Raw genomic sequence first — 15,146 nt, 5'->3', positions numbered from 1 at the left:
CTTCCTCCAAGGTCTCCGGTTACAATCGGAGGGAGCCTCCATACGGAGGTACCCTCCGAACAATACGGAGGTCGCCTCCGATTTGCAACGAGAGAAGCTGGAGACGGATGGAACCCCAGGAGACGACCGCCCCGCCGGCCCGCCCGCTCCGCGCCGACGTGCGCCGCAACCGCGAGAACCTGCTCGCCGCGGCCCGCGAGATCTTCGCCGCGCACGGCGCCGAGGCGTCCCTCGAATCGGTCGCCGAACGCGCCGGAGTGGGCATCGGGACCCTCTACCGCCACTTCCCCACCCGCCAGGACCTGCTGGAGACACTGCTCACCGATGGCTACGTCCAGCTCGGCCAGCGCGCGGACGAGCTGCTGGACGACCCGTCCCCCGGCGCCGCGCTGGTCGCCTGGCTGGAGGCGTTCATCGCGCAGGTCACGCCCTTCCGCGGCATGGCGGCCTCGGTGATGGTCACGCTGCGCGACGAGCGGTCGGAGCTGTTCCACGCCTGCCACGCGATGCGCTCGTCCGGGGCGACCCTGTTCGCCCGCGCCCAGGAGGCCGGGTCCGTCCCGCCCGGGACCGCGTTCCTGGACGTGCTGCGGCTCGCCGGCGCGATAGCCATGGCCACCGAGGGCGAGCCCGTGGTGAGCGGACGGCTCCTCGACCTGGCGGTCCGCGGGGTGATCCCCGGATCCGCCGCCACTTCCGTAACCGGGCCGCCACATTAAGGTGATCTTTAGATCGCCCCTGGAGAGTGCGGCATGGATCGCGGAACCCGCCGGTCACGGCGCCGAAGCGCCTCCACGTTCCTCCAAGGAGACGAGATGCCCCACCCCCGGACTCGACGGTCCACGCAACGCCACCGCTGGGCCGGTGTGTGCGCGGCCGTCCCCCTGCTTCTCGGAACCGCCGCCGCGTGCGGCGACGGCGACGACCCGGCCGCACAGGACGGCGGCCTGACCTTCGCCGCCAGCATCGAGCCGGACTGCCTCGACCCGCAGATGAGCGGCCTCGACGTCACCGCCGTCATCGTCCGGGGCGTCTTCGACTCCCTGGTCGCCCTGACGCCGGACGGCAAGTTCCACCCCTGGCTGGCCCAGCGCTGGACGATCTCCAAGGACGCGAAGACCTACACCTTCGACCTCAGGCCGGGGGTCACGTTCCACGATGGGACGCCCCTGGACGCCGCGGCGGTGAAGGCGACCCTCGACCACGCGGTCGACCCGAAGACCAAATCGCGGTACGCCGCGAGCCTGCTCCGGTCGTACGCGGAGGCGAAGGCCCTCGACGCGGACACCGTCGAGGTCCGGCTGTCCGAGCCGGACGCCTCGTTCCTCCAGGCGGTGAGCACCGCCTACCTCGGCGTCCAATCGCCCAAGGCGATACGCGAGAACCCCGCGGGGCTGTGCCTGCGGCCCATCGGCTCGGGCCCCTTCCGGTTCGGATCCTGGACGCGCAACAAGAACCTCACGCTGACCAGGAATCCCGGATACTCCTGGGGGCCGCCCACCGCGGCGCACACCGGGCCCGCGCGCCTCGCCAAGCTGTCGATCGCGTTCATCCCCGAGAACGCCGTCCGCCTCGGCGCGCTCACCAGCGGGCAGGCCGACGTCATCGACGACGTGCCGGCGATGTCCGTCAAGAGCGTCGAGGGGTCGGACCGGCTGCGGCTGCTGCGCGCCAACCTGCCCGGCGCCGTCTTCGCCATCTTCCCCAACACCACGCACGGCCCCCTGACGGACGAGCGGGTCCGCGTCGCGCTGCTGCGCTCCCTCGACCTCGACCAGCTGGTCAAGTCGATCTACTTCGGCCAGTACGCGCGCGCCTGGAGCCTGCTCAGCCCCGCGACGGTGGGGTACTCCCGCGCGACCGAGCGGACCTGGCCGTACGACCCGGCGCTGAGCGCCAAGCTGCTCGACCAGGCGGGCTGGACGGGGCGTGACTCGGAGGGCTACCGCACCAAGGACGGGCGCCGCCTGACCCTGCGCTGGCCCTACCTGGCCAAGCTCATGCGGGACCGGCGCGACGTCCTGGCCCAGGGCATCCAGGCGCAGGCCAAGAAGGCCGGCATCCACATCGACCTGGTCAGCGAGGACGGCGGCGCGCTGGCCAAGGACATCCTCACCGGCAGCACCATGGACCTGTACTCGACGGGCTTCGTCCGGGCCGAACCCGACATCCTGCGGTACTTCTTCGCGGCGGCGTGGCCTCCCACCAAGGGCGGCGGGAACTTCTTCCGCCTCAACGACCCCGAGCTGGACGGCTGGCTGCGCGCCGCGACCGCCACCGTCGATCCCGCCGCCCGCGCCGGGCACTACGCCAAGATCCAGGACCGCGTCCTGCGCCGGGGGCTGGCCATCCCGACCTACGTCCCGGTGCGCCTGGTCGGCACGTCCTCGCAGGTCAAGGGCGTCGCCTTCGACGCCAACGGCTACCCGGTGTTCTACGACGCGCAGAAGGGGGGATCGTGACCGTCGCGCGGTGGCTGGTCCGCCGGCTGCTGCTCACGGTCGTGGTCATGCTGGGCGCGGCGACGGTCGCCTTCGCCGGGCTCCAGCTCACCCCCGGCGATCCGGCGCGCGTCATCCTGGGCTCCACCACCCCGAGCCCGGAACAGGTCGAGCAGGTGCGCCGCGAACTGGGCTTCGACCGGCCCGTGCCCGTCCAGTACGGGCTGTTCATCGGCCGCCTGGCGAAGGGCGACCTCGGCCGTTCGTACCAGCTCAGGGAACCGGTCGGGGAGCTGATCGGCGATCAGGCGTGGTCCTCGGCGGCGCTCGCCCTCACCGGCTTCGCGGTGGCGTTCGCGGTGGCGACGGCGCTCGCCGTGGCGACCGCCGGGAGACGGCCGGCGCTGCGGCGCCTCTCGGTCGGGCTGGAGCTGATCGCCATCTCCACCCCCGGGTTCTGGGTCGGGGTGCTGCTGCTCACCTTCTTCGCCTTCCGCTGGCACCTCTTCCCCGTCGCGGGGGGATCGGGGCCGGGGGCGCTCGTCCTGCCCGCGGTCACCCTCGCGCTCGGCCTGGTGGGCGTCTACGCGCAGGTGATGCGCGAGGGGATGGAACGCGCCCTCGACGAGCCGTTCGCGCTCACCGCCCGCACCCGCGGCGGCGGCGAGACCTCGGTGCGCCTCAGGCACGCGCTGCGGCACGCCCTCATCCCCATGATCACCATTTCGGGCTGGAGCGTGGGCGCGCTGCTCAGCGGCGCGGTGGTGATCGAGACCATCTTCAGCCGCCAGGGCATCGGGAGGGTCATGGCGGCGGCCATCGCCGGCCGGGACCTGCCGGTGGTCACCGGGGTGATCCTGGTGTCGGCGCTGGCGTTCTCACTGATCAACATGGCAGTCGACGGCCTCTACCGGATCGTCGACCCGAGGCTGAGGGAGTCGGCCCCGTGACGGAACGGATCCTGACCGCGGCGGAAATGCTGACCGGCGTCCCCGGGGAGGTGATCCCGGACGGGGCGGTCCTGGTCCGCGACGGCCTCATCGAGGACGTGGGACCCGCCGCCGACGTCATCGGCCGCGCGGCGGCCGGGACGCCCCGGGTCTCCTTCCCGGAGGCCCGGATCCTGCCCGGCCTGATCGACGTCCACGTCCACCTGGTGTTCGACGGCGGCGAGGACCCGGTGGCCACGCTGGCGGCCACCGGGGACCCCGCCCTCGTGCTGGACATGGCCGCGCGGGCGCGGCGGCTGCTGGACGTGGGCGTCACCACGGTGCGCGACCTCGGCGACCGCAACGGCCTCGCGGCGCGGCTGCGCGACGCGGTCGCCGCGGGGACGGTCCCCGGCCCCCGCATCCTCACCGCAGGCGCGCCGATCACCGTGACCGGCGGGCACTGCTCGTTCCTCGGCGGGCAGGCCGACGGCGTGGAGCAGGTGCGCGCCCTGGTGCGGCGGCAGGCCGAGGACGGTGTGGACGTCATCAAGGTGATGGTGACGGGCGGGCACCTCACCCCCGAGGGCCCGTCGAGCTGGGAGCTCCAGTACGGCACCGAGGAGGTGGCCGCGGCCGTCGAGGAGGCGCGCCGCTTCGGCCTGCGGGTGGCGGCGCACGTGCACACCAGGGAGGGCGTCGAGGTCGCGGTGGCGGCGGGCGCGCACACGCTGGAGCACTGCACGTTCCTGACCGAGGCGGGCCCGCCGGCGGGCCCCGACGCCGACGAGAAGCTGATCCGGACCATCGCGGAAAAGGGCGTCTACGTCTGCCCGACGTTCCACGGGGGCATGGGGGCACTGGAGACCCGGTTCGGCGCCGACGTCCTGCGTCCCTGGCTGGAGATCCGCCGCGACCAGCATGAGCAGGGCGTCCGGCTGATCGCCGGGACCGACGCCGGCGTGACCGGCGTGGGGGTCGAGCAGTACGCCGAGGGACTGCGCTGGCTGGGACGCGCCGGGCTGCCCGCCGACGCGGTCATCGCGATGGCCACCTCGGTCGCGGCCGACGCCCTGGACCTCGGCGGCCGGACGGGACGCCTGCGCCCCGGGCTGGACGCCGACCTCATCGTCGTCGACGGCGACCCCCGCGCGGACCTGTCGGTGCTGCGGCACCCGCGGCTGGTCGTCGCCCGCGGCCGGTTCCACGTCCCGCGGGCCGGGGAAAGCCTGCCATGGGAATGACCACGCTCCCCCGCGCGACGTGGCCGGCGGTCCTGCCGCGCCGCCGGCGGCGGGCGGGGACTCCGCCGCCGGGGGTGTGGGCCGCCGCCGCGGTGCTCGCGCTCATCGCGGTCGCCGTGGTCTGGCCGGACCTGCTCGCCACGCACGCGCCCGACCAGGGGGACCCGGTCGACGCGCTCGCCCCGCCGAGCCTCGGCCACCCCTTCGGCACCGACCAGCTCGGCCGGGACGTCTACAGCCGCGTGGTCCACGGCGCGCGGCCGTCGCTGACGATCGGCCTCGGCGCCACCACCATCGCGGTGCTCGCCGGTTCGCTCCTCGGGGTGCTGGCCGCGACCGGCGGCCGGGTGCTCGACGAGCTGATCATGCGCGTGTCGGACGTGTTCCTGGCCTTCCCCGGCCTGCTGCTCTCGCTGCTCATCGTCGCGGTCCTCGGAACGGGGACGCTGAACGCCACGCTGGCGATCGGCGCCTCCCTGGTCCCCGGCTTCGTCCGGCTGGCCCGCGGGCAGGCGCTGGTCGTGCGGAACTCCGACTACGTCCGCACCGCGGTCACGCTGGGCCGGCGGCGGACGGACATCCTCGGCAGGCACGTGCTCCCCAACGCCCTTCCGCCGCTGCTCGTGCTGGCGATGATCAACGTGGGGACGGCGGTCATCGCCGGCTCCTCGCTGAGCTTCCTCGGCCTCGGGCCGAAGCCGCCGACGCCCGAATGGGGCGCAATGCTGTCGGAGGGGCGCGACTTCCTGGGGACCGCCTGGTCCCTCGCGGTGTTCCCGGGGCTGGCGGTGACCGCGACCGTCCTCGCCGTCAACGTCGTCGGCAGGTGGCTGCAGCGGCGGTTCGAAGGGAGGCTCCCCAGTGTGGAGCGATCAGGACGCTGACGCCCTGCTCACCGTCGAGGGCCTCAGTGTCGCCTTCGGCTCCGGACGGGACCGCGTGGACGCCGTCCGCGGGGTGGGGTTCACGCTGCGGCCCGGGGAATGCCTGGCCATCGTCGGCGAGTCGGGCTCCGGCAAGAGCGTGACGGCGCGCGCGCTGCTCGGGCTGGCCGGGCCGCAGTCCACGGTCACCGCGAAGCGGCTGGAACTGGAAGGCGAGGACCTGACCCGCGCCGGGGACCGCCGCTGGCGGGAGCTGCGCGGACGCCGGATCGGCATGGTCCTGCAGGACGCGCTGTCGTCGCTCGACCCGCTGCGGACCGTCGAGGCGGAGATCGGCGAGACGCTCCGCAACCACCGCACCGTCCCCCGGCGGGACCGCGGGGACCGGGTGGTCTCGCTCCTGGAGCGCGTCCACGTCCCCGAGCCGGCGCTGCGCGCCCGGCAGTACCCGCACCAGCTGTCGGGCGGCCTGCGGCAGCGCGCCCTCATCGCCTCGGCCGTCGCCGCCGACCCCGCCGTCCTCATCGCCGACGAGCCGACGACGGCGCTGGACGTGACCGTCCAGGCCCAGATCCTCGACCTGCTGACCGCGATGCGGACGGCGGGGACCGCCGTCCTGCTGATCAGCCACGACCTGTCGGTCGTGGCCAGGCTCGCCGACCGGATCGCGGTCATGTACCAGGGCGAGTTCGTCGAGCAGGGACCGGCCGAGGACGTGCTGGGGTCGCCGTCCCACCCGTACACGCGGCGGCTGCTCGCCGCGGTTCCCGGCGTCCGCCCCCGGGGTGCGCGGCTCGCCCCGCCGGAGCCCGCCCGCGACCCGGCGGACGCCGCGGCCGCCTGCCGGTACGCGCCCCGGTGCCCGCTCGCGGAGGCACGCTGCCGCGAGCACGCCCCTCCCCTGGTGTCCACCGGGCCCGCCCACGGCGCCCTGTGCTGGCGGACCGGCGAGGAGGAGCCGTCCCCGGCGCTGGACGTGGCCGGCACCGCCCGCAAGCCCCGCGACGAGGCGGTGATCGAGGTCAGCGGCCTCGCCAAGGGGTTCCGCGGCCCGGACCGCAAGCACCGCCCCGCCGTGCGGGACGTCTCGCTCACCCTGCACGCCGGGGAGACGCTCGGCGTCGTGGGCGAGTCGGGGTCGGGCAAGAGCACGCTCGCCGCCCTGGTCATGGGGCTGCTGGAACCCGAGGAGGGCACCGTGGGCTTCCTCGGGGAACCCTGGTCGCGGGTGCCCGAGTCGTCCCGGCGGCCGCGGCGCGGGCGGATCCAGCTCGTCCACCAGGACCCGCTGGCCTCCTTCGACCCCCGGTACACCGTCGAGCGCGTCGTCGGGGAGGCGCTCGGCTCGCCCGGCCGGCGCGCCGTGCGGCGGCACCGCGACCAGATCGCCGGGCTGCTCCGCCGGGTCGGCCTCGATCCGGGGCTGCTCACCCGCCACCCCCGCGAGCTGTCCGGCGGGCAGCGCCAGCGGGTGGCCATCGCCCGCGCCCTGGCGCCCGAGCCGGACGTCATCGTGTGCGACGAGCCGGTCTCGGCCCTCGACGTGTCGGTGCAGGCGCAGATCCTCGACCTGTTCGTCGACCTGCGGGACGAGCTGGACGTCGCGCTGCTGTTCATCTCGCACGACCTCGGCGTGATCCACCACATCAGCGACCGGGTGATCGTGATGCGCGAGGCCGAGGTGGTGGAGACGGGGCCGGTCGAGGAGGTCTTCCAGAACCCGCGGCACCCCTACACACGGTCCCTGCTGGCCGCCGTCCCCCAGCCCGTGGCCCGCACGGACAGCACCCCGACACACTGACGCCGGTGGTCTCCCGGCAAGCTCCGGGAGACCACCGGCACCGGCAAGCATCGGCATCGGCGACGGCACGCGGCCGTCAGCGGTGCGGCGGAACCCTCATTCGCGGCCGGAGGGTGCGGGCGCCGCCAGGCGCCCGGCCACCACCTCCACGACCGCTTCGAGATGGTCCTCCAGGTAGAAGTGGCCGCCGGGGAAGACCCGCACGTCCACGGGGGCCGCCGAGTGATCGGCCCAGGCGCGCGCCTCCTCGACCGTGGTCAGCGGGTCGGCGTCGCCGACCAGCACCACGACCGGGCAGCCCGGCTCGGGACCGGGCGCACGGCGGTACCGCTCGATCGCGCCATAGTCGGCGCGCACCACCGGCAAAATCAGCTCGCGCAGCTCCGGGTCTTGCAGAAGCCGGGCGTCGGTGCCGCTCAGCCGCTCCAGCTCGGCGAGCACGCCGTCGTCGTCCGCGGCGTGCACGTTCTCCGGGCGGACCCGCGACGGCGCCCGCCGCCCCGAGACGAACAGCGTGTGCGGCCGGATCCCGCGCCGGTGCTCCAGGAGCCGGGCGACCTCGTAGGCGACGGTCGCCCCCATGCTGTGCCCGAAGAGGGCGAGCGGGCGGTCGGACGGCTCCCCGTCCAGCGCCCCGACGACCTGCCCGGCCAGTTCGGCGATGTCGGTGACCGGCTGTTCCCGCCGCCGGTCCTGCCGTCCCGGATACTGCACGGCGAGCACCTCGACCTCCGGCGCGAGCCGCGCGGACATCCCGTGGTAGCCGCTCGCGGAGCCGCCCGCGTGCGGGAAGCACGCGAGCCGCACCCGCGCGTCCGGCGCGGGATGGTAGCGCCGCAGCCACAGGTCCCCGGCACCGCTCATACGGCGGGCCGGACGTCGAGGACGTCGGCGGCGGCCAGGATGGACCGTTGCATCTCGCGCAGGTGCCGGCCGGGCTCCAGGCCCAGCTCCCTGTTCAGGGCGGCACGGGCGGACTGGTACACGCCCAGCGCGTCGGCCCGGCGCTCCGACCGGTACAGCGCGAGCATGAGCTGCCGGTAGAACGCCTCGTGCAGCGGATGGTCCCGGATCAGCTCGTGCAGCAGGCTGACCATCTCGCGGTGACGGCCCAGCCTCAGGTTCGTCTCCACGAGCATCTCGTGGCACTCCAGCCGCACCTCGTCGAGCCACATCGCGAACCCGTTGATGATGGGCCCCTCCCTCAGCTCGCTCAGCGCCGGCCCCCGCCACAGCCCGAGCGCGGCCTCGAAGGCCCTGCTCGCGGGCTCGTACTCGTCCCGCCGCATGTGCTCGCGCCCCTCGCGGACGAGGCGCTGGAACACGTGCAGGTCCAGCTCGTCCGTCCCCGTGCGCAGCACGTACCCCGGGGCCCGGGTGACGATGGGGCCGGGGGCGCCCGTCCTCACCGCCAGCAGCTTGCGCAACTGGGACACGTACACGTACAGCGCCGCGGTGGCACGCCGCGGCTTGGTGCCGCCCCACATCTCGGTGATGAGCTGCTCGACCGACACGACCTGGTCCGCCCGGATGAGGAGCGCCGCCAGGACGACCTCCATCTTGGGGGCGGTGACCGCCAGACTCTCCCCGTTGTCGATCACACGAAGAGACCCAAGGACCTCGTATCGCAAGTCTCCTCCGAAGAAAGAACCCACATCCGGCGACATCGGAAACGCCGAATCGGAGCACCAGGATTACAGGGATCCCCGGTGGATCTCGTCAGAGAAACTACGTAAATCGAACATAAGCAATGTCACTGACGGGCACGCCCGCGCCGCCCCGGCCGTCCGTCCTAAGGCCGTCTTTAGCTTCCCGGCCGACCATGGCCGGGAGGCACCGCTCCGGCGACGACCCCGCGGAAGGACGACGATGGCGGCCAAGGGCATCGAACCGCTGAACGGACGGAGACCGGCGGGCGCGCCCCCCGACCCGGTCGCCTTCCGCGGCGTGCTGGGCCGCTTCGCCACCGGCGTCGCCGCCGTGACCGGCCTCGACGACGGCGTGCCCGTCGGGCTCGTGGTCAACTCGTTCACCTCCGTCTCCCTGACGCCCCCGCTCGTGTCGTTCTGCGTGGCCCACACCAGCCTCAGCTGGCCGCGGGTGCGGCGCGGCGCCCGGCACTGCGTCAGCTTCCTCGCCGAGCACCAGCGCGAGCACGCGCGCCGCCTCGCCGGCGCGGGCGGCGCCAAGTTCGGCGGCCTGCCCTGGTCCCCGTCCCCCGCCGGGCTCCCGCTGCTGGACGGCGCGCTGGGCTGGCTGGAGTGCACGGTCGACGCCGAGCACGTCGCGGGCGACCACGTCATCGTCGTGGCCCGGGTCCACCATGTCGGAGCCCACGACGTCTCCGGCCCGCTGATCTATTACCGGGGCCGGTACGGACGGTTCGCGGCACCCGCCGCGGGCCGCGACACCCCCTTGTGAGCCCGTCCCGCGACCAGGAGGCCCGATGCACACCGCCCGAAGTGACACCTCCGCCGGCGACACGATCGAGATCACCCTCGTCGGCGGCCCGCTGCAAACCCCGGAACGGGCCCACGTCCCCCTCACGACGATGCGCGAGCGCAAGGTCAAGGTCCCGCGCCACGGCGGCTACGAGCACTACGAACTCGTCGACACGAAGGACGGCGCGAGCGACACCGTCTTCGAATGGACGATGCGCACGAGGATCGCCGAATAGATCCCCGTTACGTCCGACACCATCGGCCGGCCTGGCTCACGGCAGACTCTGCACCACGTACAGGCAGGCCACGGTGATCGCCATCACGCCCAGCAGCAGCCGCAACGCCACCTCGGGCAGGCGAGGCTGCAGCCGGGCCCCCAGATAGCCGCCGATCAAGCCGCCCAGGCCGCACAGAAGCCCCGAACCCCAGGCCGGAGCGATATCACCGCCCGTGGTCAGCGCCAGGACCGCATACGTCGACGCGCCGACCACGGAGGTGACGAACGTCGAGGCCAGCGCAGCCGGGGCCACCAGCGCCATCGGCACCCCGCGACCCGCCAGGATCGGCCCCAGTATCGAGCCGCCGCCGATCCCGTAGATCCCCCCGACCACTCCGACCCCTGCCGCCAGCACGGTGATTGACGCATCGGACGGCAGCACATCCTCCGACTCGCCGCGCGGCGCCCCCGCCGGGGCCGGACGCACCCTCGGCCGTACGGTGCGCACGCACAACCACACCCCCAGCGGCAACAGGAACACCGCGACCAGCAGCCGGAAGACCTGCGGGCCCGGGACGGCGAACACCCGGATCACCGCCCCCAGCACCACCCCGGGCAGCGTGCCGAGAACCAGCCGCCGCGTCAGCGGACCGGCCAGCCGTCCCGTCCGGCGATGACGCGCCAGCGCCCCAGGCCCGGCGACCACGTTGTAGAGCAGATTGGTCGGCGTCACCGCGGGGCTGGGCACCCCCAGCACACTGAGCTGCACCGGAAGCAAGAAGACCGCCCCCGACACCCCCACCGGCGCCGTCACCACAGCGATCAGCACGCCCGCCACCAACGCCACCGCTCCGGTTCCCCACCACATCGGTCAAGAATGCCGGAATCGTCCCCGCCCTTCCCCGGCGCCCCCCTGCCCACGACCACTCACGACGGTCAGCCGGGTGTGGGGGCATCCGGGGTCGAGGGTGCACATCGCCTCACCTGGCCCGGGCGGTGCCCTGCGTAGCCACCGGACATCGGCTTTCCGGCATGTGGAAAGCCCGCTTCCGCGTTCGTGTGACCGTGTTCACCATGGTCGGCAGCAACCGCGAACCGAAGGAGCCGGCCGTTGTCAAGCATTCCCCGCGATCAGTGGTACGTCGCGGCGTACGGACGCGAGATCGGCGGCGAGTTGTTCACGCGCACCGTCTGCGGCGAGCCGATCTTGTTCTGGCGCACCCGCTCCGGCGAGGTCGCCGCCGTGTCCGACCGGTGTGTGCACCGCCGCTTCCCGCTGTCCCAGGAGCCGGGCAGGCTGGTCGATGACCAGGTGGTCTGCGGCTACCACGGCTTCACCTACGGGGCCGACGGCGTCTGCGTCTCCGTGCCGGGACAGACCCGGGTGCCTCGTACGGCGCGGTTGAAGAAGTACCCGGTGGTCGAGCAGGACACCTTCGTCTGGGTCTGGATCGGCGACCCGGAGGGGGCCGACGCGTCCCGTATCCCGCGGGCGCCATGGCTGGCTTCCCCGTCCTACAGCACCGTGTCCGGCATGGAGCCGCTCCAGGCCCGCTTCGGGCTGCTCGTGGACAACCTGCTCGACCTGAGCCACGAGACGTACCTGCACGGCGGCTACATCGGCACGCCCGAGGTCGCCGACACCCCGATCACCACCGAGGTGGACGAGGAGGCGGGGATCGTCCGCGTCAGCCGCCACATCGACGACGCCGAATGCCCGCCCTTCTACGCGAACTCCACCGGACTGACCGGGCGGATCACGCGCTGGCAGGACATCGAGTACAGCCCGCCGTGCCTGTACACGCTGCACTCGCGCATCGCCCCGGCCGGGGTGCTCCCCGACGCCGGCGGCGGCGACCCGCACGCCTTCCACGTCGAGGTCGTCTACGCGATCACACCCGAGACCGAACGCACCACGCACGACTTCTGGGCCGTGGCGCGCGACTTCGCGCTGGACGACCAGGACGTCACGGACTATCTGGCCCATCAGAACCGCGTCGTGGTCCTCCAGGACGTCGTCGCGCTGAACACGCTGGAAAAGGTGATCGCGGACGAACCGGCCCAGTACCAGGAGTTGTCGATCAACATCGACACCGGCGGCCTGGCCGCCCGGCGGATGCTCGCGCGGATGTCGGCCGGGACGTCCGGGCAGGGCGCCCCGGCCGCCGCGGGACGCCCCCGATGACCGACGCGGGGACGGGGCGCGTGCTCGTCGTCACCGCCCGAGAGCAGGCGGCCGAGGGGATCGTCGCCCTCGGCCTACGCGACCCGGCCGGCGCGGACCTGCCCGCCTGGACGCCCGGCGCGCACATCGACCTCGTCCTGGGCGACGGCCTGGTGCGCCAGTACTCGCTGTGCGGCGACCCGGCGGACCGCACGGCCTGGCGGATCGCCGTCCAGCGCGCGCGGGCCGGCCGCGGCGGCTCGGCGTTCGTGCACGACGGACTCCACCCCGGCGCGATGGTCGTCAGCCGGGGCCCCCGCAACCACTTCCCGCTGCTGCCCTCGCCCCGGTACCTCTTCATCGCCGGGGGGATCGGGATCACGCCGCTCCTGCCGATGATCGCCGCCGTGGATGCCGCCGGCGCGGACTGGGAACTGGCCTACGGCGGGCGCACGGCGACGGCGATGGCCTTCGCCGCCACCCTGCGGGCCGCCCACGGCGACCGGGTCGCACTCTGGCCGCGCGACGAACGCGGACGCCTCGACGTCGACGGGCTGCTGTCGGACCGGCGGCCGGACGTCCTCGTCTACTGCTGTGGCCCGGCGCCCCTGCTGGAGGCCGTCGAGGCGCGGTGCGCGGACCGTCCCGCCGGTACCCTGCATGTGGAACGATTCACACCCCGGGACGCGGGCGAAGCCGAGCAGGCGGAACCCTTCGACGTGGAGCTGGCCGCCAGCGGGCTCACCCTGACCGTGCCGCCGGAGAAGTCGATCCTGGAGGTCGTGGAGGAGGCGGGCGTGCATGTTCTGACGTCATGCCGTGAGGGAACGTGCGGCACCTGCGAGACCACCGTGCTCGCGGGCACCGTCGATCACCGCGACTCTCTCCTCACCCCCGGCGAGCGGGCCGCGCACGACACGATGTTCGTCTGCGTCTCCCGCGCCACCGGCTCCAAGCTGGTCCTCGACCTCTGACCCCGGAGCCGCCGATGCCCGCACCCGCGCCCTTGGAGCGAACCGGCCCCGTCGTCGCGCGCGCCCTGCGGGTCCTCGGCGCGTTCACCTCCGACCGGTGCTCGATGACACTCAGCGAGATGTCCCGGTGCTCCGGCCTGCCGGTCTCCACCGTCCACCGGATCGCGGCGGAACTGGCGGGGTGGGGCGCGCTGGAGCGCGACGCACACGGCCGCTACCACATCGGGCTGCGCCTCTGGGAGATCGGCTCCCTCGCCCCGCGCGGCCTCGGGCTGCGCGAGAGCGCGCTGCCGTTCCTGGAGGACCTGTCGCAGGTGACCAGGGAGAACGTCCAGCTCGCCGTGCGCGAGGACACCGAACTGGTCTTCGTGGAACGCATCGCGGGGAGCCGGGCGGTGCCCGTGCTCACCCGCGTCGGCGGCCGGTTCGCGCTCACCGCGACCGGGGTCGGGCTGGTCCTGCTCGCCCACGCCCCCGACGAGGTGCTGGAGCGCGTCCTGGCCCGTCCGATCACACGCTTCACCGAACGCACGATGACCGACGCGCGGACGATCCGCGCCGCCCTCGCCGATACCCGCATCCGCGGCTACGCCGTCAGCGACCAGCAGGTCACCATGGACGCGCTCTCGGTCGCCGCCCCGATCCGCGATTCGCGCGGCGATGTCGTGGCGGCCGTCTCCCTGGTCGTGCACCGCAGCGGCGCCACGCCCCACGCCGTCGCGCAGCTGCTGCTCACCAGCGCCCGCGCCATCTCCCGCGCCCTGCCCTCGGCCACCCCGGATCAGTGATCCGAGCGCGATGTCGCTTTCGGGATGTTCCGGGGGCGGCTGATGGGAGGTGGTGCGCGGGGTCGGCGTGCGGAGGGGGCGGCGGTCAGGTGGTGGGTCGTCGGGCGGTGCGGAGGGTGGCCCGGGCCGCGGCGGCGAGGCGGATGCCTCGGGGGTCGGCGCCGCCTTGCTCGGGCATCTTGCTGGTGATGTAGCCGAAGGCGATGTCGTAGGTGGGGTCGGCGAAGCCGATGGCGCCGGCGGCGCCGTCGTGGCCGAAACTCCACGGGCTGCCGTAGTCCAGGCGCGTGTCGGCGTTCTGGAAGACGAGGCCGAAGCGGTTGTGGACGCCCAGGACCAGGTCGCTGCCGACGGTGTGGATCTGGGTCATCATGTCGATCGTGGCGGGCGAGACCAGCCGCCGCCCGGTGTCGTCCAGGCAGGAGTCGTAGAGGCGGGCCAGGGAGCGGGCGTTGCCGATGCCGCCGATGGCGGCGGGACCGGTGGCGCGGATGACCGGGTGGTTGGGGACGTCGACGAGGGCGGGGAAGTCGCCGAAGCCGTTCAGCATGAGTTCTTCGAGCGAGTCGGGAGCCGGTGGCGGCACCGGGGTCGCCGGCGGGACGAGGTCGACGGTGCGGGCGAGGACTCCGGGGTCGGCACCGAAGTGGAAGTCGACGTCCAGGACCTGCTGGACGCGCTGCCGGTAGAAGTCGGCGAAGCTGTGGCCGGTAAGGCGCTGGACGAGCTCGGTGGCCAGGATGCCGATGGTGATGCCGTGGTAGCCGTGGGCGGTGCCGGGCTGCCACAGAGGCCGCATGGCGGCGAGGCGTTCGGCGACGGGCGTGTGGGCGGCGAGTTCCTCGACGGTGCAGCCGCCGGCGAGGCCGGGGAGCCCGGCTTGGTGGGACAGGGCCTGCCTGATCGTGATGTCTGCTTTGCCCTCCGCCTTGAACTGGGGCCAGTAGCGGGCCACGGGGGTGTCGGGCGTGAGCAGCCCGTCGTCGATGAGGAGGCCCATGCACATGCCGACGACGCCCTTACAGCCCGACAGGACGCACATGAGGCTGTCGGGTCCGAGGTCGTCCCCTATGGAGAGGTCGACGACGGTGCGGCCGGCGTGGATGACGCAGACCTGGGCGCTGTAGGCGGGGTCATCGGCCGCGTACTGCTCCAAGAGCGCCTGGAGGGTTTCGAATCCGGGGGCGAGGATGCTGGTCATGCCGCCTTCAGGGTGAGATGGGGACGGTCGATGGCCTCGGCGGGCGGAGTGAGGCCGACGCC

15 protein-coding genes are annotated in these 15,146 nt (G+C 73.4%); 11 read left to right on the top strand and 4 right to left on the bottom strand.

What is annotated here, in order from left to right; translation table 11 throughout:
• Positions 1–107 precede the first annotated feature (107 nt).
• The 6 genes from AGRA3207_RS25630 (at position 108) to AGRA3207_RS25605 (ending at position 7,299) form a co-directional block, all read left to right on the top strand.
• A complete protein-coding gene (locus AGRA3207_RS25630) occupies positions 108–719 on the top strand; it encodes a TetR/AcrR family transcriptional regulator (protein ID WP_231329562.1) in 612 nt (203 codons plus the stop codon).
• 96 nt (positions 720–815) lie between these two features.
• Entirely contained in the window at positions 816–2,462 is a 1,647-nt protein-coding gene (locus tag AGRA3207_RS25625; RefSeq protein WP_231329561.1) for an ABC transporter substrate-binding protein, read from the top strand.
• Positions 2,459–3,391 (top strand): ABC transporter permease, encoded by a 933-nt coding sequence (locus AGRA3207_RS25620; protein WP_231329560.1) that lies wholly within the window; start codon positions 2,459–2,461, stop codon positions 3,389–3,391. Before AGRA3207_RS25625 ends, AGRA3207_RS25620 begins: the two co-directional genes overlap by 4 nt.
• Positions 3,388–4,614 (top strand): amidohydrolase family protein, encoded by a 1,227-nt coding sequence (locus AGRA3207_RS25615; RefSeq protein ID WP_231329559.1) that lies wholly within the window; start codon positions 3,388–3,390, stop codon positions 4,612–4,614. The genes AGRA3207_RS25620 and AGRA3207_RS25615 overlap by 4 nt, the downstream gene beginning before the upstream one ends.
• Positions 4,605–5,498: an ABC transporter permease gene (locus AGRA3207_RS25610; protein WP_231329558.1), complete on the top strand. Its 894-nt coding sequence runs from the start codon at positions 4,605–4,607 to the stop codon at positions 5,496–5,498. Before AGRA3207_RS25615 ends, AGRA3207_RS25610 begins: the two co-directional genes overlap by 10 nt.
• The gene (locus tag AGRA3207_RS25605; RefSeq protein WP_231329557.1) at positions 5,476–7,299 is read left to right on the top strand and encodes a dipeptide ABC transporter ATP-binding protein; all 1,824 of its coding nucleotides are present in this window, start codon (positions 5,476–5,478) and stop codon (positions 7,297–7,299) included. The genes AGRA3207_RS25610 and AGRA3207_RS25605 overlap by 23 nt, the downstream gene beginning before the upstream one ends.
• A 96-nt stretch (positions 7,300–7,395) precedes the next feature.
• Here the strand turns inward: AGRA3207_RS25605 and AGRA3207_RS25600 are convergent, their stop codons facing one another.
• Both AGRA3207_RS25600 and AGRA3207_RS25595 read right to left on the bottom strand, forming a co-directional pair.
• Entirely contained in the window at positions 7,396–8,163 is a 768-nt protein-coding gene (locus AGRA3207_RS25600; RefSeq protein WP_231329556.1) for a thioesterase II family protein, read from the bottom strand.
• Complete coding sequence (locus tag AGRA3207_RS25595) at positions 8,160–8,900, bottom strand: AfsR/SARP family transcriptional regulator (protein WP_231329555.1); 741 nt, start codon at positions 8,898–8,900, stop codon at positions 8,160–8,162. The genes AGRA3207_RS25600 and AGRA3207_RS25595 overlap by 4 nt, the downstream gene beginning before the upstream one ends.
• 268 nt (positions 8,901–9,168) lie before the next feature.
• Between AGRA3207_RS25595 and AGRA3207_RS25590 the strand changes: the two genes are divergently transcribed.
• Together AGRA3207_RS25590 and AGRA3207_RS25585 are read left to right on the top strand one after the other, a co-directional pair.
• Positions 9,169–9,720: a flavin reductase family protein gene (locus tag AGRA3207_RS25590; RefSeq protein ID WP_231329554.1), complete on the top strand. Its 552-nt coding sequence runs from the start codon at positions 9,169–9,171 to the stop codon at positions 9,718–9,720.
• Between the two features lie 25 nt (positions 9,721–9,745).
• Positions 9,746–9,976 carry a DUF5988 family protein gene (locus AGRA3207_RS25585; protein ID WP_231329553.1) on the top strand — a complete coding sequence of 77 codons (231 nt, stop codon included), beginning with the start codon at positions 9,746–9,748 and terminating at the stop codon, positions 9,974–9,976.
• A 36-nt stretch (positions 9,977–10,012) separates the two neighbouring features.
• Here AGRA3207_RS25585 and AGRA3207_RS25580 read toward each other — a convergent pair whose 3' ends face one another.
• On the bottom strand, positions 10,013–10,804 hold the full coding sequence (locus tag AGRA3207_RS25580) for a sulfite exporter TauE/SafE family protein (RefSeq protein WP_231329552.1): 792 nt from the start codon (positions 10,802–10,804) through the stop codon (positions 10,013–10,015).
• A gap of 264 nt (positions 10,805–11,068) precedes the next feature.
• Between AGRA3207_RS25580 and AGRA3207_RS25575 the strand changes: the two genes are divergently transcribed.
• From AGRA3207_RS25575 to AGRA3207_RS25565, 3 genes are read left to right on the top strand one after another with little or no spacing between them, the layout of a single operon-like run.
• Positions 11,069–12,142, top strand: a complete 1,074-nt coding sequence (locus tag AGRA3207_RS25575; protein WP_231329551.1) for an aromatic ring-hydroxylating oxygenase subunit alpha — start codon at positions 11,069–11,071, stop codon at positions 12,140–12,142.
• Entirely contained in the window at positions 12,139–13,095 is a 957-nt protein-coding gene (locus tag AGRA3207_RS25570; RefSeq protein ID WP_231329550.1) for a PDR/VanB family oxidoreductase, read from the top strand. Before AGRA3207_RS25575 ends, AGRA3207_RS25570 begins: the two co-directional genes overlap by 4 nt.
• Before the next feature lie 14 nt (positions 13,096–13,109).
• A complete protein-coding gene (locus tag AGRA3207_RS25565; RefSeq protein WP_231329549.1) occupies positions 13,110–13,883 on the top strand; it encodes an IclR family transcriptional regulator in 774 nt (257 codons plus the stop codon).
• 85 nt (positions 13,884–13,968) lie between these two features.
• Here AGRA3207_RS25565 and AGRA3207_RS25560 read toward each other — a convergent pair whose 3' ends face one another.
• On the bottom strand, positions 13,969–15,084 hold the full coding sequence (locus tag AGRA3207_RS25560) for a serine hydrolase domain-containing protein (protein WP_231329548.1): 1,116 nt from the start codon (positions 15,082–15,084) through the stop codon (positions 13,969–13,971).
• Between the last annotated feature and the right edge of the window lie 62 nt (positions 15,085–15,146).

The organism is Actinomadura graeca (assembly GCF_019175365.1).
Lineage (GTDB): Bacteria > Actinomycetota > Actinomycetes > Streptosporangiales > Streptosporangiaceae > Spirillospora > Spirillospora graeca.
Note: the sequence above shows the minus strand (reverse complement) of the source record. Positions and strands in the feature narration are given on the sequence as shown.